Source organism: Sphingomonas pituitosa NBRC 102491 (assembly GCF_001598435.1).
GTDB lineage: Bacteria > Pseudomonadota > Alphaproteobacteria > Sphingomonadales > Sphingomonadaceae > Sphingomonas > Sphingomonas pituitosa.
Genome location: NZ_BCYY01000015.1, coordinates 125,278 through 144,679 on the forward strand (window position 1 = coordinate 125,278; position 19,402 = coordinate 144,679).

Sequence of the window (19,402 nt, forward strand, 5' to 3'; positions counted from 1 at the left end):
TCGGGAGAGGTTATGCGCACGTTCCTATGGGCGGCGGGGGCGAGCACGCTCGCGTATATTGTTCCAGTTCAGGCGCAAACGCAGCAGCCATCGAGCACCACCGGGGCCGTGTCCACTGCGCAAGATGCACAAGCACGCCCCGTTGCCGATCAGCAGGCCGACGAAATCATCGTCAGCGCATCGCGCATCGATCGCAGCGGCTTCGTCGCGCCCAGCCCGACGCTGGTGGTCGGCGCAGACACCCTCAAGACACGTGCTGCGGTGAACGTCGCCGACGTTATCAACGAACTTCCGGCCTTTCGCCGCACCCAGTCGCCCGAAGCCGGCGGCATCGGCAATTCGGGCGCCAACAATATCGACCTGCGCGGCCTCAGCCCGGTGCGCACGCTGGTGCTGCTCGATCGGATGCGGCTGCCTGCGGTAAACCTGCCCGGCGCAACCGTTGCGGGCGCGACCGACCTCAACCTGATCCCGGCGGCGCTGATCGGCCGGGTCGATGTGGTCACCGGCGGTGCTTCCGCCGCCTATGGCTCGGACGCGGTGGCGGGCGTGGTCAATCTCCAGCTCGACACGAAGCTGGAAGGCTTCAAGGCGACGCTGCAATGGGGCCAGACCCGCTATGGCGACGCAACCGACAAGTTCGTGTCGCTCGCCAAGGGCACCAGCTTCGCGGGCGGGCGCGGCCATTTCGTGATCGGCGGCGAGTATAACAAGAACGACGGCACCGGGACCTTCAACGACAAGCGCGCCTGGGGCCGTTCGGCAACCACCAGCGTCGCGTTCGGCGCGGGCCGGGCGGCAGGCACGCCGGCCAATGTCATCGGCAGCGGCATCTACTACGGCACGCTGACCCCCGGCGGCCTGATCACGCCGACGGTGGCGAGCAATCCGGCCGGGCTGGGCAATCTGCAATTCGTTGCCGGGCCAACCGGCACCGTGACCGCGTCGCCGTTCAATGCGGGCCAGTTCCAGGGCCAGATCGGCACCCGCATGATCGGCGGATCGAACGTGCTGCCGGTCGAGGTGCTGCGCCCGGAGACCGAGCGCTACAACCTTGTTGCGCATGCCGATTTCCAGATCACGGACCATCTCCAGATCTGGGCACGCGGGCTGTATTCGGACGTCGACACCAAGAATTTGAGCGCGGAAATCCGCGCGGCGACCGGCGGCACCACGAGCTTCCTGACGATCAGCCGCAACAATCCCTATCTCCAGGCCGCGCTCACCCCGGCCCAGCTCGCGCTGATCCCGGCCAATGGTTCGCTGACGCTCGGCTATCTCGGCTATGATTTCGGCGCGCCGAAGATGGATATCCGGAGCAAGACGATCGTCGGCCAGGGTGGTCTGAAGGGCGATTTCGGCGATGGCTGGCGCTGGGACGTCAGCGCGCAGGCAAGCCGCAACACCAGCACCCAGGCGCAGAGCAACACCGCGATCACCGCCAATTTCCGGAATGCGGTCGACGCAGTGGTGCTGAACGGCCAGACGGTGTGCAACAGCGCCGCCGCCCGCGCCGCAGGCTGCCAGCCGATCAACATCCTCGGCAAGGCGACCTATTCGCCCGAGGCCTATGCCTATGCGTTCGGCACCTCGACGGCCAGGGCGGTCACTACCCTGTTCGAGACATCGGCGAACATCAACGGCGAGCCCTTCTCGACCTGGGCGGGTCCGGTATCGATCGGCACCGGCGTCGAATTCCGCCGCGAAACCTTCCGCACCGACGTCGATGCGCTCAGCCAGGCGGGCGCCTTCATGGCCCGTACCCCGCGCAACTTCCCGAAGGTGGGGCAGTCGGTGAAGGAAGCCTATCTCGAGACGATCGTGCCGCTACTGCGCAAGAACTGGGGCATCGGCTCGCTCGATTTCAACGGCGCGATCCGGCGCACCGACTATAGCGTCTCTGGCGCGGTCACCACTTGGAAGACCGGCCTGGTGTGGAAGCCGATCCCGGACATCCTGCTGCGCGGCACGCTCTCGCGCGACATCCGCGCGCCCAGCCTGCCCGAACTCTACACCGCCGCGGTGCTGACGGTGCCGAAGCCACTCTATGCTGATCTTCGCCCCGCCTTTGCCGGCAAGCCGTCCTACACCTATGATTCGATTACCGGCGGCAATGTCGGCCTGAAACCGGAAGTGTCGAACACGCTCAGCTTCGGTGCGGTGTTCAGCCCGCGCTTTGCGCACCGGCTACAGCTCTCCGTCGATTACTATCGGATCAAGATCCGCGAGGCGATCGGCGCGACGGGTGCCGCCACGGCGCTCACCAACTGCCTGGGCACCGGCACCGCCGATCTGGCCAATCCGTTCTGCGGCCTGATCACCTTCGCCAACAACGATCCGGTGAACGGCGCGGTACTCTCCGTGCTGTCGCAGAACGCCAACTTCGCCGAGTTCAAGACACGCGGGATCGACATCGCCGCCTCCTATGTCCAGCCGCTCGACGAGATCATCGCGAACGCTCCCGGCCGCCTGACCTTCGGCGCCCAGGCGACGCGCGCGCTGGAGTTCCGTTCGACCTTCGACGTTTCGCTGCTGTTCCCGAACGGCATCAACCGCGCAGGCCAGACTGGTTCGTTCTTCGGCGGCACCAGCGGCGTGCCCGATTGGGCGGTCAACGCCAATGTCGGCTATCGCGACAAGAAGTTCGGCGGCAATGTCCAGTATCGCTGGATCAGCCGCAGCCACTTCAACAACGGCCTGATCGGGCCGGACGATCCCAGCTACAGCCCCGCGCTGGTCAACAGCATCAACAACAACATCGTGCCGGCGCGCGGCTATGTGAACCTCAACCTCAGCTACAATCTGGCGAGCGAGGCAAAGCCGATCGAGCTGTACGGCACGATCAACAACCTGTTCGATCAGGAACCGCCGCTGCCCGCGATCGGCAACAACGCCTATTACGATCTGCTCGGCCGCAGCTACCGGATCGGTATCCGGGTGCAATTCTAAGCTCCTTGCCTCGAGGCGCCCGGTCTGGTCGCCCCGCCTTCGCTATGCTTGCCCAACCTTTCGGGGGAGTCCGGATCGATGAAGACCCTGTTCAACACCTGCCGCGCCGCGCTTGCACTCGCGCTGCTGCCGTTCGCGCTCACGCCCGGGGCGGCGCTCGCCCAGTCCCAGCCGGCCGCCAAGCCGGTGCCGGCGATGCGCAGCCGCCTGCTCACCACGCTCACCGGTTGGGAAGTGAGCGAATATCTCAAGCGCAACGACGTGATCTTCGTGCCCGTCGGCCCGGTCGAGCAGAATGGCGGCGCGCCGACCGACGTGGAATATGTCATCCCGCTCGCCTATGCGCAGGAGCTTGCCGCCAAGGGCGACGGGCTGGTGATGCCCTATCTCGCCTATTTCTATCCGGGCGGCACCACCACCAGCCCGGCAACGGTCTATGTCTCCACCTCAGACAGCCTGCCCTACCTCAAGGCGCTGACCCGCTCGCTGATCCGCCAGGGCTTTCGCCGGATCGTGTTCCTCTCCTCGCACGGTCCTTCGGGCAACACGTTGCTGCCGCTGATCCGCGAGACGTTCGACGAATATCATGTGCCGGTGCTGTGGATGGACACCGGCATGGTCCGCGCCTTCAAGCCCGGCGAAGGTCGCCCCGGCTTTGGCGACGGCCCCGCCAATGGCCGCCAGCTCGTCACCTTCGGTGCCTATGAACTCGTCGGCCGGCTGAACGACATCCCCACCGGGCTCAGCCAGCCCAAGCACGACATCGCGCATGATCCCAGCAACCTGTCGCGCATCGTGCCGCCGTTCAACGGCACGCCGGCGGGCAGCTTCTACGCCGATCCGGTCGAGCATGGCGGCTGGGTGGAGAATGTGACCCCCGAGCAGCGCGCGCAATGGGGCCGCGAAGGCGCCGCGATGATCAAGGCGCAGGTCGAATCCTTCGACGTGAACGGCATGCTCGAGGCATTGCGCAAGCGCGACCAGTTCACCAAGGAGCTGGAAACGAAATTTGGTAGCCTGCTGCCCTCTGCGGGGCACTGATCCGCAGCAATGACGTGCATACGGTCCGACAGGGACCGGATCGGGAGAGACATGGATATGGTACAGCGTTCGGCCCTTGCTTCTGCCCTGCTGTGTTCGGTCGCGCTGCTGGCGCCGCAGGCCTGGGCACAGGCCCCGGCGACGGCGGCAAGCCAGACCAGCAGCAGCGATCCGCGCGCCGTGCTCGATCTTTCCCAGGGCTGGCGCTTCCATTTCGGCGACGCCGATGACGCGCCCGCGGCCCCCGGCTTCGACGATGCCACGTGGCAGCCGGTGGCGGTGCCGCACAGCTGGAACAGGGTCGGCACCTACGCCCTCGCCCGCGTCGCCGATGCCGACATGCGCCAGGGCAAGGGCTGGTATCGCCGCAGCTTCGCCGTGCCCGCGGCGCTGAACGGCCGGCGCCTTTTCCTGGAGTTCGACGGCGTCTCGAAGATCGCTGACATCTGGGTGAACGGCCGCCATGTCGGCAGCCATGCCGGGGCGTTCGGCCGGTTCCGCTTCGACGTGACCGCGTTCGTCAAACCGGGTGCCAACAGCCTCGCCGTGCGCGCGGACAACAGCGCCTCTGCTCCCGGCAGCAGCACCGAGCATGTGATCCCTCTCGGTGGGGATTTCTTCGTGCAGGGCGGGATCTATCGCGGCGTGCGGCTGCTGGCGGTGGATGCGGCGCATATCGATCTTGGCGATCATGGCGGCCCGGGCGTGTATCTGCGCACGCCGCGCATCTCGCCGGAAAGCGCCGACGTCGCCGCGAAGACGCTGCTGCGCAACCTCGGCACGCGGCGCCGCGCGCTGACCTTGGTCACCACCATCCAGGACGCCGGCGGCAAGGCGGTGGTCAGCGATCGTGCGCCCGTCACGCTCGCGCCCGGTCAGGCATCGGCGGTGGAGCGCAGCCTCACCGTTCCCACGCCGCATCTCTGGCAGGGCCGCGCCGATCCCTATCTCTACCGCGTGGTCAGCGAACTGCGCGAGGGCACGCGCGTGATCGACCGGCAGGTCCAGCCGCTCGGCATCCGCAGCTTCGTGTTCGACCCCAACCGCGGGCTGGTGCTCAACGGCAAGGTCACCCCATTGCACGGCGTGTCGCGCCATCAGGACGTGCAGGGCAAGGGCTGGGCGCTGACGCCCGAGGACCATGCCAGCGACATGGCCTTCGCGCTGGAGATTGGCGCGAACACCATCCGTCATGCCCATTACCAGCATGCCCAGGAATGGAGCGATGCGGCCGACAAGGCTGGCATGGTGGTATGGGCCGAACTGCCCTTCGTCCACGAAGCCAATGTCGAGCCGAGCGAGGCCCCGGCTGCCGCGACGATCTCCAATGCCGAAGAGCAGCTGCGCGAGCTGATCCGGCAGAACTACAACCATCCCTCGATCCTGCTCTGGTCGGTCGGCAACGAGGCCGATATCGGTGCCGCAATCGACGCCGCGCGCAAGGGCGGCGGCGGGCCGGCCCAGTCCGGCGCGATGCTGAAACAGCTCGACACGCTGGCCCGCGCGGAGGATCCGAGCCGCCCCACCGTCTATGCCGATTGCTGCGAGGACACGCCCTCGATACTGTCGATGAAGGGCGCGCCGAGCCTCAACGGCATCACCCAGGTGATGGGGCTGAACCGCTATTTCGGCTGGTATTATGGCGGGCTGGACGCGGTCGGGCCAGCCCTCGACGCGCTGCATGCCAAGCATCCGGGTCTGCCGATCACGCTCAGCGAATATGGCGCCGGCGGCGCGATGACCCAGCATAGCGACAATCCGCTCGGCGGGCCGGTCGCCGCCTATGGCCGGCCACAGCCGGAGGAATTTCAGAGCCTCGTCATCGAGGAGAATTGGAAGCAGATTCGCGCGCGCCCCTATCTGGCGGCGAGCTGGCTGTGGAACCTGTTCGATTTCGCCACGACGATGCGCAACGAAGGCGATGCGACCGACATCAATACCAAGGGGCTTGTCTCCTACGATCGCAAGACGCGCAAGGACGCCTTCTACTTCCTCAAGGCCAATTGGACGGACACGCCGACGCTGCATCTGAACAGCCGCCGGTACACCGATCGCGCCTATGCGGTGGCCGATGTGCGCGCCTATTCCAATGCCGATCGGGTGTCGCTGTCGGTGAACGGCAAGCCGGTGGGCGAGGTCGCCTGCCCCGATCGCATCTGTGCCTGGCCCGGCGTGGTGCTGACGCCCGGACCCAACCATGTCGTCGCCACCGCGACGATCGGCGGCAAGCAGGTCAGCGACGCGCTCGACTGGAACGCGCCCGATCCGCGCAAGGGCGTGTTCATCGATGTCGGCGCCATTGCCGCGAGCGTGATGGGCGGGGACCGCTATGGCTCGGATACGTTCTTCCGCGGCGGCACCGCCAAGGTCCTGTCCGGCAGCAACCCGATGGCGCCGCCGCCCAAGGTGGAAGGCACCGACATGCCCGCCCTGTTCGGGAGCTACCGGGAGGGGCAGTTCCGCTATGACGTGCCGCTGCCCGACGGGAACTGGACGGTGACGATCGCCAGCCTTGAACCGGAGCCGACGAAGGGCGCCGGGCGCAGCTTTCAGGTGCTGGCAAATGGCCAGTCCGTGATCGAGCGGTTCGCACCGATGGAAGCGGGTGGCGGCGCAAGGAAGGCGGTCTTGCGCAGCTTCGCGGCGCAGAGCCGCGGTGGGCACTTGGTCCTGGAATTCAAGCCGTTGGGGGGTGACGCCGTTCTTGCTGGCATCAGCATCCGGCCGAGTTGATCGCCTTCGTTTAGGATGGTTCAGGAACCGGGTTCGAGATGCTCAACCGGACGTTGTGAGCAAGTCTAGCCGCGCCAGCTTTCCGCGCTCGCGATTGTCGCCTCGCGGCTGGGTCGGGGCGTCCATCCGAGCATATCGGCAGCCTTCGCATTGGTGGCGTGCCTTGCCCTGCGTTCCGACGGCACGAGACTGCTCCGGCTCGGGACCTTTGCCGCCGCATCCCCAAATGCCTCGCGCAAAATCGTCGCGACGTCCAGCAGCGATAGCGGAGCGCCGCTTACGGCAATGAACTGCTCGCCTGCGGCTGCCAGCGCCGTCATCGCGCGCAAATGCAGATCGGCGACGACGCGCACATCAACCACGCCAAACCATAGGTCGGGCAGGTCTTCCGGAAAGGCACCCTCGAGCAGCCCCTTAATCATGCCGACCCAGGCCGAGAGTTGCGGCCCGAGCGCCGGACCGAAGATGCCCGTGGGATTGATGAGGCTGAGTTCCGGCCCCCTCGTCTGATTCAACGAACTCCCACGCCGCGCGTTCGGCGATCGTCTTCGACAGGATGTACGGCTGGTTCGGTACGTCGAGCGTGGTCCAGTCCGCCTGATGCGATCTCCGCCACGCCAATGCCCTCACTGCGGTGGGAGCCTATCGATGGCGATCCCTCCACTCCTGCCAAAGTAGCGCTAGCTTGCGGCTGGTCAGCAGCATCCGTTGCTCCTGCGCCACCAGCATCTTCACGTGCACTGGCTTGAACAGGCCGACCCGCATCACCTGGGCGATGCCGCGCGCGTCGTTACGGTCCGCCTTGTTGATCTGCTGCGCCTGCAGCAGGGCCTTCCCGTGCCGGGTCTCGACGCAGATCACCGGCAGACCCGCCTCGATCATGCCGCTCACCAGCCACTGAGACAATGGCCCGGCTTCGATCCCGATGCCCGCAAATCCAGCCGCTGACACCGACCACACGACCTTCTGCTTTTCTGCGTCTCGCCGCCCAGCACAGCCTTCCAGTACAAGTGACTTAGATCCGAAATGAATCTTTGTTATGAGACGGGCGAATCGCGTCTTTTGCATGGTAAGATTTTCGTGGAAACCCCTGACAAATCAGTACAATTGTTCCGTATTGCCAATATGGTTGCAATGGCAACGATTGCATTTTACGCTCCACAGTCTTTTGCGCAGGCCAGCGGGGAGGTGGCCGCGGGGCTTGACGGGAGCCAGAGCAGAAACATTGAATTGGCTGACATTGTCGTCACTGCGCAGCGGCGCGGAGAAAACAGCCAGCGGGTGCCCGTCGCAATCCAGACCGTCACCGGGGAAGCGATCCGCGACGCCGGCTACAGCACCCTCACGGATCTCCAGTATCTCGCGCCGGGCCTGCAATATGATCCGACCCAGGGCGCGGCATTCCAGATCCGCGGCGTAGGCACCACGTCGTTTGATTTCTCCAACGCAAAGTCGGTCAACGTCGTCGTCGACGACGTGGTAATGGACGGCCAGCGCGCCAATGGACTGATCGGCCTCGCGGACCTTGCGCACGCCGATGTCCTCATGGGGCCGCAGGGCACGGCGTTCGGCAAGAACTCCACCTCGGGCGTGATTGCGATCACGACCAACAGACCGTTGCTGAACACGACGTCGGTGCAGGCGAGCGCGAGCTTCGGGGCACACGACGACCGGATCCTGCATACCACGGTCAATCTCCCGCTGGGGGACAGGGCAGCGCTGCGCATCACCGGCTTCGATCAAGGACAGGACGGTTTCGGGCGGAACGTGACCCTGAACAAGCTGGTAGGTTCGACGCATGATTATGGCGGCCGCGGCCGCCTATTGCTCCAGCCCAGTGATCGTTTTGATCTTCTGGTGTCGGGCGATTACGGCCATCATTGGGACAGCAACGTCCGCACGCCGGTTTCCGGCCAGCCTGCTGCCGTGACCGCAATCCTGGGGTCGCTCGGCGTCACCCCCGGCCCCAGAAGCGCCGATACCGCCGACGGGATCTACGGGCAGCTCGAGACCGAGGAATGGGGCGCCTCCGTGCGTGCGCATGCGAAGATCGGCAATCACGATCTCACGTCGATCAGCGCCTACCGCTACACCCGCTACAACAACGACACGCCCGCAAATCTGACGCCGATCGACCGGTTCGCCTACGTGCCCTACAATGTCGGCTACCTTCATACCGACAAGGTAAGCCAGGAGGTCCATCTCGCCTCACCCGAAGGCGGTGTGGTCCAGTACCTGATCGGCCTCTTCTACAACCGACTGGAAGCCACCCAGACGCAGCTCCAATGGGCTACGCTGGGGGCCCCCGTTTTCACCAACGGAACCCCGACTCGTACGCTCTTCGCCGTCTCCGGCGCGATCGGCGCCACCGGCAATGCCTCGCTGTTCCGGGCCGTGAACGAAACCGCAGCGACATTCGGCGAGATCCGCATCACCCCGACGCGATGGTTCCATCTCAACGTGGGCGCGCGCTATAGCCATGACGACAATGCTCAAGGTCTGAACCATGTGACGGTGGACCCGGTCCCGGTAATCGGCTTCGCCCCCAGGTTCGTCCCGACCAGCGCCCCGCCGGTACGTCCGTTCGGTCGCGTGACCGGCGACGATTTCTCCTTCCGGATCTCGCCCACCTTCCAGATCGCGCCGGAGTTAATGGTCTACGGCACCTACACGACGGGCTACAAACCCGCGGGCATCGCCTTCGTCGGCAACAAATATGATCCGTTCGCAGCAGAAACGGTAAAGGCCTGGGAAGTCGGCCTCAAATCCGAATGGTTCGGGCGGCGACTTCGCGTCAACATCGATCTCTTCCGATCCGACTTCACCAATTTTCAAGCGACTATCCTGACCCGGATACCGGACGGCGCAGGCGGCTCGCTTCTCGCTACCGCCATCGGCAATGCCGGCGGCCTGCGCAGCCAGGGCTTCGAGACCAGCATCGCGGCGCGGCCCACAGCGTCGCTATCGCTCACTGCGTCGGCGTCTTACACGGACGCGTACTTCACCGATTATCGCTTCGACGCGACGACGAACTATTCCAATACGCGCCTGCCGAATTCGCCGGCATTTTCCGCGACCACGGCGGCAACCTACGAGCACGCACTCTCGGCCTCGCTGCGCCTGCGTGGGCATGCCGATTACGCCTACCGGAGCGGATCCTGGACCGTGGTGGGCCAGCCCGGCTACTCCTATGTCCCCGCTTTCGGCCTGACCAATGCGCGCGTCAGCATCCTGCACGCGCGCTCGGGCACCGAGATGGGCGTCTACGCGCGCAATCTGTTCGACACCTATTTCTCGACAGGCTGGCAGATCTATGGCGCGATCGGGTTGCTCCGTTACAGCGCACCCAACGCCCGCCGCACGGTGGGCGGTTTCGTGAGCATCCGCTTGTGATGCGCACGATGCCCGTTCGGTTCTCCCCTGCCCTGGCCGCAATGGCCGGCCTGGCACTGCTCGCGACGGGCATGGCCTCGCCGGGCCGAGGCCAGAACGTCCCCAGGCCCGAAGCCAGCGAAATTCCGGAATCGACGCCGCTCAATCGCATTCAAGTGCTCGGCACGCACAACAGCTACTCGATCGGGATCGATCCGAGGGCGGCGGCGCTGCTGGATGCGCGCCTTCCATCGACGGGCAAGATACTGGCGCTCCTTCCACCGGACAAACGGCACGAGATCGCAATCGCGCACCCGAACGACGTGCGCTTTTCCGAAGCGCTGAACTACCGGCATCCCAGCCTGACCCGGCAGCTGGACCTGGGCGTTCGCGCCCTGGAACTGGATGTCCATGCCGATCCCAAGGGCGGCGCCTATGCCGATCCTGCCGTCTATCGACTCCTGCGCAGCCAAGGGATCGGCGACCTGCTGCCGTTCGACCCCGCTGCGCTTGCCGAGCCGGGGTTGAAAGTGCTGCACATCCCGGACATCGACGTTCGCAGCTCGTGCCCGACGTTCCGCCAGTGCCTGGCCGAGCTGAAGGCCTGGTCCGACGCACATCCGCGGCACATCCCCATCTTCGTGCTGGTGGAGGCCAAGGTACAGCCGCTGCCGATCCTGCCCGGCGCATCGCCCATACCGCCGTTCACAAGCGCGGAATATGAGGAGATCGACCGGCTGATCGCAGCGGTGATCGGCCGCGATCGCCTGGTCACGCCCGACGACGTCCGGGGGTCGCGGGCGACGCTGGAAGAAGCGGTCCTGGCGGGCAACTGGCCGACCTTGGCGCGTGCGCGCGGAAAGTTCGTCTTCCAGCTGATCACCGCCACCGGGCATGATGGCGCGGCAGCATATCTACAGAATCATCCAGATCTGAAGGGACGACTGGCCTTTCTAGACTCCCAGCCCGGCCAGCCCCACGCTGCGTTCATTCTCGACGACAACGCGCTGGCCCGCGGCGCCGAAATCCACAGCGCGATCGCCAAGGGCTACATGGTGAGAACGCGGGCGGATGCAGCGTTCGCCACCAACGCGCAGATCGTTTCGACCGATTTCGAGCAAGACGGCAACAACTATGGCACCCCCTATGTCGTGCAGCTTCCTGGCGGAGCGATCGCGCGCCTGGTGCCCCCCGCCCGCTGACCGGAACGTCGTCACGGGTCCCATCCAATCAACAAGGCGTTCGCATGAACTCACCCATTACGCCGGGCGGGAGGCGACGATCCCTGGTCGTCGGCTACGCGTCGGTACATCTCGGCATCAGCCTGCTTTGGGCGGGCGAGGAAATCCTGTGTCTCTACATCATGGTGCGGTTTCTCGCACTGCCCCCCGGTCTTGCGGGTGGGGTGTTTCTGGCGAGCGCGTTGGCCAATGCGTTCTGCGACGGCATGGTCGGCCGCGCGATCGTTCGCTTCGCCTGGCTGCGCAGGGCGATGCCATGGCTCTCCTGTCTGGCGATCCTCGCGGCATCGGCCGGCTTTGCCGCGCTGCCCCTGCTGGCACCGCACAATCCCTGGACCGCCACGCTGCTGCTGCTGATCTTCCGGCTTGGCTACAGCGTTGCGGACGTCCCGCATAACGGCCTTACCCGCCAACTTGCCGCGCACGGTGCCGACCTGATGGCGGCCCGGGTTCGCGCGATCGGTTCGGCGGTCGCAACCCTGGCGATAGGTTTGGTGGCGGCGCTGATTCAGGCCGGCTCTGGTAATGATCCCCATCGTGCGGCGATGCTGGCCGGCTGCGTGGCATTGGCAGCGCTCGCTTTGATGACCCCGCTCCCGTTCCTTCTGCGCGGCGATAGTCTCCATATCGAGCCACCCGAAGCAGACCCTGCCCCGCGATGGTCCCCTGCCCTTTGGCGCTTTTGCGTCGCGACCATGCTGGGCCTCGCTCCGATCGCCGCGACGGCCAAGGCGTTGCTGCACATCGATGTCGTTGAAGGCGCCATCGGGCCGCTGGCACTGCTTGTCGCCACGGTCGCCCGGCTGGGTGCGATATGGCTGTGGTCGCCGATCGCGGGCCGCATCGGCAGCAGGCAGGCGCTCGGCTGGGCCTACGCGGTCTGTGGAATGACCGCACTGCTTCTTCCCTGGACGAAGAGCATGGGAAATGCCGTAACCCTGTTACTCGCCTGGTTTGGCCTGGGGAGCGGCGGCGTCGCGTTCCTGAGTTGGGCCGTGTTGACCGACGCGATCAAGCGCGACGGCCAAAACGGCGCCGCGCGCTTTACCGCAGCGTTCAGTGTCTACACCATGGCGACCAAGATCGCGCTCGGCCTAGCCGCGTTGCTGGTGGGGACTTGGCTGTCCTTCAGCGGCATCACCACGCATGCCGATCCCCACCAGTTCCTGATGCTCGGCCTGCTCGTCATGCTCGCCTGCAGCCTGGCAGGCGTCGCCATTGCCCGCGAACCCGGGCACACCCCTTCAAGCGGATTCCGCGATGCTTGACAGACGCCGCAACCGGGCAAGGTCCTCGATCTTCAGCCACCCCGGCCGATCGAAGCCGCCCCGCGCCTGCATCGACAGGAAATTACCGACGAGTATCAACGCCGCGGACTGGACGGCGGCGGCGTCGATCGGGGCATCGGCCGATAACGCGGTACGCAGCGCCTCCCGCCCGTTTTCCGCCCGCCGTCGCCGCATATCCAACGCGAACGGCACAAGCTGCGGATCGCGCGCAGCCGCCAGGGCGATCGCGTGGGTCGACCGCATCAACGCCGCCCAGGACTGGTACCGCGCAGGCCCCGCATGCTCCTGCAGCTCATCCCGCATGTTCATCACGAGCGCGCCAAAGCCGGCGTCGAGAAGATCCGTGCGGGTGCGGAAATAATGTGCGACGCTGGAATTCGAGACTCCCGCGCGCGCCGCAACCGCCCGATGCGATACCGCCGCAACCCCCTGCTCCGCAATGAGCGACGCGATCACCGCCGCCACTTCCGCGCGCTTGGTTCCGGCGGGCAGGTCGACCGGCAGCGGCGCTTCCGCACTCTCGCTGCCGGAAGCTGCCACGAGTTGCGAGAAATGCACGGACAGGCCGGCTTCGCCGGCCATCAACCGCGAGGCAAGGCGCTCGACGGTAGCCGCGCGGAGCAGTCGATAATCAGCATTGCTCCCGGCAGCGAGCGAGAATGGAAGTTCGTCGCGAATGTAGTTCGCGATCGCACATCCGAAGATCCCCGCCTCCTCGGCAGGCAGATGCGACAGCAGCGCGTCTCGCCAGAAAGCATCCTGCGCGTCCAAGATCGCGGCCATCCCTGGATAGCCGCTGGGATTGGCGCCGGCTTCGAGCAACAACTCGCAACCGGCCAAAGCCGCCACGCGGCGCCCTTGGGACGCGTCTTCGAACCACGTCGTGATGACCGCGGCAAGAACCGAGGGAACAGCCAGATTCAACGCGGTCACGCGCTGGCGCCAAATTGCCTGGGATTCCTGCTGGTCAAGATGTTCCCGCTCCAGCAACTGCTTGAGCAGCGCCGCCTTGTCGCCGATCCTGTAGCTGAGCGAACCCAGCGAGATCCCGACATCCTGCGCAATCGTGCGAAGACTGAGACCTCGCATACCTTCGGCAGCAATCCGCGCACGCGCCGCATCGATCAACTGCCGAACATGTGAATTGGTCATGTCAGCGTACCAATGCCGTCGTCCCGGCCGCGAGGCAATCCGTCATACGCACGAGGCAGGCACCCTGGTAAGCAAGCCCGATCATTTTCAGCTTTTTCCTGAATGGTCAGAAATGCAGGCGATGGAATTCGCGAACACATGCCCTTGTGCGGCACCCGATCTTTCTCCGGACTAGCGATGGCGCGCGGCAGCGCCGCTACGGCTCAACAGTCCGAATAGGAGATCGTCATATTGGTCTGCCAGTGCGCGATTGGTCGCAAGGAAGCGCTGAATGCGGCGGCGCTGGCGATCGCGATAGGGCTGCCATTCGGCATCGTGCCGCGCACAAACGTCAAGAATGTGGCTCCCGGCCACGTCCACTGCATTGTCTGGATAGTAATAGCCAAGATCCCGGATCAGTTGCGCATTGTGAATCAATGGAAATCCCTGCCAACAGCATTCGAGATAGAAATAGTTCAGCGGCAAGCCCCACTGGTGCGAAACCACGATATCCGTGTGGGCGCTGAGAAAATCTGGCGTGCGGACGCGGCCAAGAAAGCCCGCCTTCCCCGCCTTCACGATGTCGAGATGCCGCATCATGCCGGCGAATTCGCGATCCGCCAGCGCCAGGTGCTCGCTGTTGGCGACGTATAGCATCTCGAAGCTGTCGGGCGCGGCACGAAAGGCCCGCTCTGCCGCCAGGATCGGATAGAGGCAGAATTTGAGAACGTCGATGTTGGGCTCTACCACCGCAAGTCTGCGGGGCCCACCGCGGGGACGGTACTCACCCCCATGCGGAAGCGCCGCAGCGACGCTTTCGATGGCCATCGGATCCCAGACGAACGGCACCTCGCGCACGGGACAGCGTCGAAACGTCTGCAGGAACGGCGCGGTCGTGCCCGTAATCTGCGGGATCGTCCATAGCTCGTCATATTCCTGGTTGATGAAGATCGAGTCCCACAACGGTCGCCCAAATATCATCGCCTCGATATTCTGGACATATTCCGGCCCGCAGCAATAACTGACGAGCTTCGTCTTCTGTTTTTTCAACCGCGCGGTCTGATCGGGCGAGATCTGGCCACCCAGCTCGATCAGCACGTGGAGTCCGTCGCAGCCATTGTCGAACGGGACGGTGGGGAACGCCGTCAGATCCCAAGGCAGCGCCGGCGTGACCGGAACGTCCGTAGTGTTGAGCAGCACCACATCGTGCGCCAAGGACGAGTTGCGCAGGAGCTTCGCCAGGAACAATGCATTCTGCTTGATGCCGTTGCTCCAGAGAGTCTCGTCGGGCGCACGCAAGCCGATGGTGATGCCGATGCGAAGAGAGCGACGCGTCATCATTATTCCCCCCAAGTGAGCGAAGCCTGCCGACGCAGGATGAGGCAGCCGCTATTGTTGCTGATGAGGCTGTACGTTTCGCCCGCCTGCTTTGGATTCTGATACACCATGATTCCTGCAATCAGCTGGCCGGACGGAAATCCGGCGAGATCCGATGCCGCGACGGACGCACAATCGCGCGCCGCGAACGAGACGCGCTCGACCAGCACGGCACAGCCTGCAGGCGCGGGAATCGCGGCGATCGTCAGGGCGGCGCGCAGCGTGCCGTTCCCCAGCCCGGTGAGCGAGAAGAAGGGCGCTTCGTCGGGCACCTTGCGGTCCCAGTCGACGATGATGTCCTGCATGGTGGCGCCGGCGGTCGCGCGTTGCGCAATGGCGCTGATCATCGGCAGGCAGCGCTTCACGCCCACGGCTCTCGCCGCTGCCACCACCAACGGTTCCTTCGGTGGCGGCGCCTGGCGCTGTACGGCCGCAGCGACGTGTCCAGCGAGAAACCCGATCAGCGAAAGAGGCACGGCGACGGCCAGCCTGCCCAGCCAGATCCCCCGCCGGCTCACGCCGCGCGCTTTCGGTCGACGATCGCCTGCAGCACCTCGCTATAGGTCGCGACATTCGCTTCGGAGACCGGGTCCAGCTTCGCCAGCAATGCCTGGGCCTGCCGGCGATAGGCCTCCAGGTTGCGGTCATGCGCGGCCATCGCCTGCCGAAGTGCCAGCGCGCCATCTTCGGGATCGAAGCTGCCATAGCGGTATCCGCAGCCGTCGAGCAGATGCGAATTGTGAATCAGCGGGAACCCGCCGTAGAGCGCCTCGTAATAAAGATAGTTTTGCGCATTGTTCCAGTGATGGGAGACGATCGCGTCGGCGGACGGCCCCATCACGTGGAAAATCGGGAAGCGCGGCTCGAAGGTCGCAAGCCCCTGCCCCACCAGATCCATCGATCTGGCGTAGGTTATGAAATCCGGATGGTCCTTGATCTTGATGGCGTTGTACACAAGCAACTGCTCGATCGCATTGGGGTCCTGCCGATAGGCGACGTCGCACAGCAGCAGCGGCAAATGGCAGGTCTTGACCGTGCAGATATTGGGCTCGAGCACGGCAAGGCGCCAGCGGCGGCGGCCCGGCTGATATTCGAAGGCGCCCGCCAGACCCGCGCTCTTGCGCCCGTGCTCGAGGATCATCGGATTCCACAGATGCTGCATCACGCGCACGGGGGCTCGGGCGGCCGTGTGGTAATAGGCGCCGCACGTGTCCGCGAAGGCCGGCAGTGTCCAAATTTCGTCATAGGGTACCGGCGTCACGACCAGGCCCGGCGGCAGCTTGAAGACCATCCGCTCCATGTCGATGATGAAATCATTCGCCACCCGCATCCCGACGATGCTGCCGCCGCGTTCCGAGAATTGCTGTGCCCAGGCCGGGTTGAGCTGCGCGCTCAGTTCGATGATGACGTCCAGCTCGTTCATGGCCTCGCCCAGGTCGATGACCGGTGCCGGCGCCAGCTGCAGGAAGTCCCCTGCCTTGGCCGGATCGCCCGAGCCGCCGTTGACGATGAAGCAGCGCTCCACTGCTGGCGACTGGTTGAGCAGCATCACCAGGAAGTAGCAGTTCTGGAAAATGCCGTTTTCCCACAGGCTCTGCTCGCCGTCCCGAATGAACAGGGTCACCCCGACCTTCAGCCCCCGCTGGGCGGCACGCTTGCTCGCGCCGGACATGCTCAGCGGCCTTCCTTGCGTGCGACGAGGTTGAGCAGCCGTCGGGCATAGGCATCCTGGTTCCGTCGGTTGAACGGGCTAAGGCTGACGATCTTCGCCGCCGCAGCGGCGTTGTAGGCGTCGAGTTCCCGGTCATGCTCGCGACAGGCCCGCAAAACTTGCTCCGCACCCGCCGCAACGTCGGATTCGGGATAGTAATATCCAACACCAGCAAACAGTGGTGAATTGTGCACGAGCGGATACCCGCCGGATATTGCATCGAGGTATAGATAATTCTGCGCACAATCCAATTGATGACTGATCACGATGTTACCCCCCCGCCCCATGACGTGTGAAAAATAATCTCTTCCCTGGATAAATACCTTGCCGTCCCGGTAAATATCACTGTTATTCATCAGCCCACTGAAGGTCGGGTGGCCCACCATTTGGGCGGTATTCATGAAATCGACGCGGCCGACAGTTCCTGGCCTGCGTCGATCGGCCGCTTCCGCGATGAGAAAGGGAATCACCCCCATCTTGATCGGCGAAAGATTGGGCTCGAAGATCGCGACGCTTGCCGGCTTGGACGCCAGCGTGCCCTTCTTGTAGCCGAACTTCTCACCGTCCCCGGCGAAGCTTTCCCGCAGAAAATTCGCCCCCCAGAGATACGGAACGACGGTAACCGGGCAGCGATGCATGCTGCGCATCATCGGCAGGAACGCAGCATCCTTTTCCAGCAGCCAGACTTCGTCACAGCGGTCCGGCTTCAGAAAGCAGCCCACGCTCGAGAAGGTGGTGTGGTCGACCAGCGCGACATAAGGTTGGCCGCAATTGTTGAAGGCGACGCGCCCTCCCCTGGCGCGGAAGCGCTCGCCCCACTCGCGATCAATCGCACCCGACAATTCGATTACGACGTCGACCAGATCCGTAGCCTCGGCCAGCGAAATGAGTCGAAAGCACTTGCCCGCTTCACCGGCGCAGGCCGGCGGCTCCTGCTGATCACCGCAGTTGATCAGATAGACCGCCTCCACGAACGGTAACTGTCGGCACAAAGTAGCGAGATGGTACACATTCTGACCGATGCCGTTGTTCCAGATGTTCTGGCCGGCTTGGGTGAAAATGGAGATTCCGATGCGCATGCAGTGCTCGTCTCTCTTGATCGCTTAGCGAGAAAAATGGGGAAGTGCGGGAGGGCATGCACCCGCACTTCCCCGCTCCGGGACTATTGGGGGAACAAGGAAGCCCCAGAGCAGCGGCGCAATTACCAGCCGAAGGCGATGCCGGCGCCGTACACCGACTTTCCTCCGGAGATAGATGCACCCGCTTTCACTTTGACGTTGTCCCCGATGCGCCCGGTCAGGCCCAACGCGACAGCCTTGTAGCCATTGTACCCGGCGACGCTCATGCCGATGGAGACACGCTGGTCGGGATCGATGTCCGGGATCATCGCGACAGCCGTTGCCCCGGCGATGCCGAACGAGGTCTGCCGTGCCAGGTCAAAGACCTGGTCCTGGACGCCCGCGATCTGGTTGCTGAGGTACGAGGTCGACTGCCGCAACTGTCCAACCGTCGCGGCATCCGACATGGCGATGCCGTCCGCCACATTGGTGATCCGGCGCGCCTGATCCGCCGAACCGACCGAGACGGTGTTCGCGCCGCTGGCGGTGCTGTGATCGCCGAGGACGACCGCTCCATCGTTCCCGGCCCCGACATTGACGTTGCTGCCAAGGACGAAGACACCGTTCGATGCGATATTGTTGTTGTTGCCGATCGCATAACTGCCGTTGCCGCTGACGATGTTCGGGTCACCGATCGCACCCGAGCCCGCCCCCGTGACGACATTGGCATAGCCGATGGCAATCGACTGGCTGCCGATGGCCTTGTTGTTATAGCCAACCGCCGTTGCACCGGCGCCGCTGGCCACGGCACGGAAGCCAATGGCGGTTGCGTTCGACGACGTCGCCTGGGCGTTCGACCCATAGGCACTCGCCCCGTCGCCGACGGCGACGCTGCAGAGACCCGTTGCCGTCGTGTCGATACCGTCGACCTTCCGGCAGTCGAGCGCGTTCACGGTGTTGACCGCGTCGCCAGCCGGGCCGCGGGTCTGGAACATGTTGTCCAGCTTCGCGCCGGCTGCGAACGTTCCGACGACCTGCGTACCCGAACCCGCCACCGGCAGGAGCGGCGACATCGCAGAGCTCATCGACGCCATGATCGACGACTGAACCGTGCTCAGTCCCTGCGCCGTCGTGGTCGACAGCGACACCAGGTTGCTGTTCGCCCCGCTCAGGCCCGTCGACAGCGACGCCACGTCGCTGGCCGTGCCGGTGGAAAGCGAAGCGACGTTACTGTTCGCCGCGCTCAGCCCGGTCGAGAGCGATTCCACGTTGCTGTTCGTCCCGCTCAGGCCTGTCGACAGCGACGCCACGCTGCTCGCAGCGCCGGTCGAGAGCGAAGCGACATCGCTGTTCGCCGCGCCAAGCCCCGTCGACAGCGACGCCACGTTGCTCGCCGTACCGGCCGAGAGCGAAGCGACATTGCTGTTCGCCGCGCTCAGGCCGCTTGACAGCGACGCCACGTTGCTCGCGACACCCGTCGAGAGATCCGAAACCTGGCTG

14 protein-coding genes and 1 pseudogene are annotated in these 19,402 nt (G+C 64.8%); 7 read left to right on the forward strand and 8 right to left on the reverse strand.

What is annotated here, in order from left to right; genetic code table 11:
• Positions 1–108 precede the first annotated feature (108 nt).
• The 3 genes from SPI01S_RS13370 (at position 109) to SPI01S_RS13380 (ending at position 6,723) form a co-directional block, all read left to right on the forward strand.
• Positions 109–2,949: a TonB-dependent receptor plug domain-containing protein gene (locus SPI01S_RS13370; protein ID WP_066723240.1), complete on the forward strand. Its 2,841-nt coding sequence runs from the start codon at positions 109–111 to the stop codon at positions 2,947–2,949.
• A gap of 78 nt (positions 2,950–3,027) precedes the next feature.
• The gene (locus tag SPI01S_RS13375) at positions 3,028–3,990 is read left to right on the forward strand and encodes a creatininase family protein (protein WP_066723242.1); all 963 of its coding nucleotides are present in this window, start codon (positions 3,028–3,030) and stop codon (positions 3,988–3,990) included.
• Between the two features lie 57 nt (positions 3,991–4,047).
• Entirely contained in the window at positions 4,048–6,723 is a 2,676-nt protein-coding gene (locus SPI01S_RS13380) for a glycoside hydrolase family 2 TIM barrel-domain containing protein (RefSeq protein ID WP_084253462.1), read from the forward strand.
• 65 nt (positions 6,724–6,788) lie between these two features.
• Here the strand turns inward: SPI01S_RS13380 and SPI01S_RS13385 are convergent, their stop codons facing one another.
• Together SPI01S_RS13385 and SPI01S_RS13390 are read right to left on the reverse strand one after the other, a co-directional pair.
• Positions 6,789–7,238 carry a Rossmann-fold NAD(P)-binding domain-containing protein gene (locus SPI01S_RS13385; protein WP_066723245.1) on the reverse strand — a complete coding sequence of 150 codons (450 nt, stop codon included), beginning with the start codon at positions 7,236–7,238 and terminating at the stop codon, positions 6,789–6,791.
• Positions 7,239–7,404: 166 nt separating this feature from the next.
• A pseudogene (locus tag SPI01S_RS13390) lies at positions 7,405–7,659 on the reverse strand (IS110 family RNA-guided transposase); the annotation flags it as partial.
• 90 nt (positions 7,660–7,749) lie between these two features.
• On the opposite strand from SPI01S_RS13390, the gene SPI01S_RS13395 reads away from it, so the two are divergent.
• The 3 genes from SPI01S_RS13395 to SPI01S_RS13405 are packed head-to-tail and all read left to right on the forward strand — an operon-like array spanning position 7,750 to position 12,604.
• Positions 7,750–10,116, forward strand: a complete 2,367-nt coding sequence (locus SPI01S_RS13395; RefSeq protein WP_245653597.1) for a TonB-dependent receptor — start codon at positions 7,750–7,752, stop codon at positions 10,114–10,116.
• 8 nt (positions 10,117–10,124) lie between these two features.
• On the forward strand, positions 10,125–11,297 hold the full coding sequence (locus SPI01S_RS13400; protein ID WP_066723287.1) for a Ca2+-dependent phosphoinositide-specific phospholipase C: 1,173 nt from the start codon (positions 10,125–10,127) through the stop codon (positions 11,295–11,297).
• Between the two features lie 44 nt (positions 11,298–11,341).
• Positions 11,342–12,604, forward strand: coding sequence for an MFS transporter (locus SPI01S_RS13405; RefSeq protein ID WP_084253457.1), 1,263 nt, complete (start codon positions 11,342–11,344; stop codon positions 12,602–12,604).
• Here SPI01S_RS13405 and SPI01S_RS13410 read toward each other — a convergent pair.
• The 6 genes from SPI01S_RS13410 to SPI01S_RS13435 form a co-directional block, all read right to left on the reverse strand.
• Positions 12,581–13,777, reverse strand: a complete 1,197-nt coding sequence (locus tag SPI01S_RS13410; protein WP_066723254.1) for a TetR/AcrR family transcriptional regulator — start codon at positions 13,775–13,777, stop codon at positions 12,581–12,583. The genes SPI01S_RS13405 and SPI01S_RS13410 overlap by 24 nt on opposite strands.
• A 171-nt stretch (positions 13,778–13,948) precedes the next feature.
• Positions 13,949–15,097, reverse strand: a complete 1,149-nt coding sequence (locus SPI01S_RS13415; protein WP_157084684.1) for a DUF2827 domain-containing protein — start codon at positions 15,095–15,097, stop codon at positions 13,949–13,951.
• Positions 15,097–15,609: a hypothetical protein gene (locus tag SPI01S_RS13420; RefSeq protein ID WP_157084685.1), complete on the reverse strand. Its 513-nt coding sequence runs from the start codon at positions 15,607–15,609 to the stop codon at positions 15,097–15,099. Before SPI01S_RS13420 ends, SPI01S_RS13415 begins: the two co-directional genes overlap by 1 nt.
• Before the next feature lie 38 nt (positions 15,610–15,647).
• Positions 15,648–16,805 carry a DUF2827 domain-containing protein gene (locus SPI01S_RS13425; protein ID WP_066723258.1) on the reverse strand — a complete coding sequence of 386 codons (1,158 nt, stop codon included), beginning with the start codon at positions 16,803–16,805 and terminating at the stop codon, positions 15,648–15,650.
• Between the two features lie 2 nt (positions 16,806–16,807).
• Complete coding sequence (locus SPI01S_RS13430) at positions 16,808–17,923, reverse strand: DUF2827 family protein (RefSeq protein ID WP_066723261.1); 1,116 nt, start codon at positions 17,921–17,923, stop codon at positions 16,808–16,810.
• Between the two features lie 122 nt (positions 17,924–18,045).
• Positions 18,046–19,050 (reverse strand): YadA-like family protein, encoded by a 1,005-nt coding sequence (locus SPI01S_RS13435; protein WP_157084686.1) that lies wholly within the window; start codon positions 19,048–19,050, stop codon positions 18,046–18,048.
• On the opposite strand from SPI01S_RS13435, the gene SPI01S_RS22330 reads away from it, so the two are divergent.
• Positions 19,034–19,402, forward strand: a 369-nt coding sequence (locus SPI01S_RS22330; RefSeq protein WP_157084687.1) for a hypothetical protein, incomplete at its 3' end; no start/stop codon positions are given. The two genes, SPI01S_RS13435 and SPI01S_RS22330, sit on opposite strands and share 17 nt — an antisense overlap.

What these genes read in the sequence shown, in the direction of transcription:
- SPI01S_RS13375 (WP_066723242.1), top strand. Translation starts at nt 3,028, where the DNA reads ATGAAGACCCTGTTCAACACCTGCCGCGCCGCGCTTGCACTCGCGCTG.
- SPI01S_RS13380 (WP_084253462.1), top strand. Translation starts at nt 4,048, where the DNA reads ATGGTACAGCGTTCGGCCCTTGCTTCTGCCCTGCTGTGTTCGGTCGCG.
- SPI01S_RS13395 (WP_245653597.1), top strand. Translation starts at nt 7,750, where the DNA reads ATGAATCTTTGTTATGAGACGGGCGAATCGCGTCTTTTGCATGGTAAG.
- SPI01S_RS13400 (WP_066723287.1), top strand. Translation starts at nt 10,125, where the DNA reads ATGCCCGTTCGGTTCTCCCCTGCCCTGGCCGCAATGGCCGGCCTGGCA.
- SPI01S_RS13405 (WP_084253457.1), top strand. Translation starts at nt 11,342, where the DNA reads ATGAACTCACCCATTACGCCGGGCGGGAGGCGACGATCCCTGGTCGTC.
- SPI01S_RS13410 (WP_066723254.1), bottom strand. Translation starts at nt 13,777, where the DNA reads ATGACCAATTCACATGTTCGGCAGTTGATCGATGCGGCGCGTGCGCGG.
- SPI01S_RS13415 (WP_157084684.1), bottom strand. Translation starts at nt 15,097, where the DNA reads ATGATGACGCGTCGCTCTCTTCGCATCGGCATCACCATCGGCTTGCGT.
- SPI01S_RS13425 (WP_066723258.1), bottom strand. Translation starts at nt 16,805, where the DNA reads ATGTCCGGCGCGAGCAAGCGTGCCGCCCAGCGGGGGCTGAAGGTCGGG.
- SPI01S_RS13430 (WP_066723261.1), bottom strand. Translation starts at nt 17,923, where the DNA reads ATGCGCATCGGAATCTCCATTTTCACCCAAGCCGGCCAGAACATCTGG.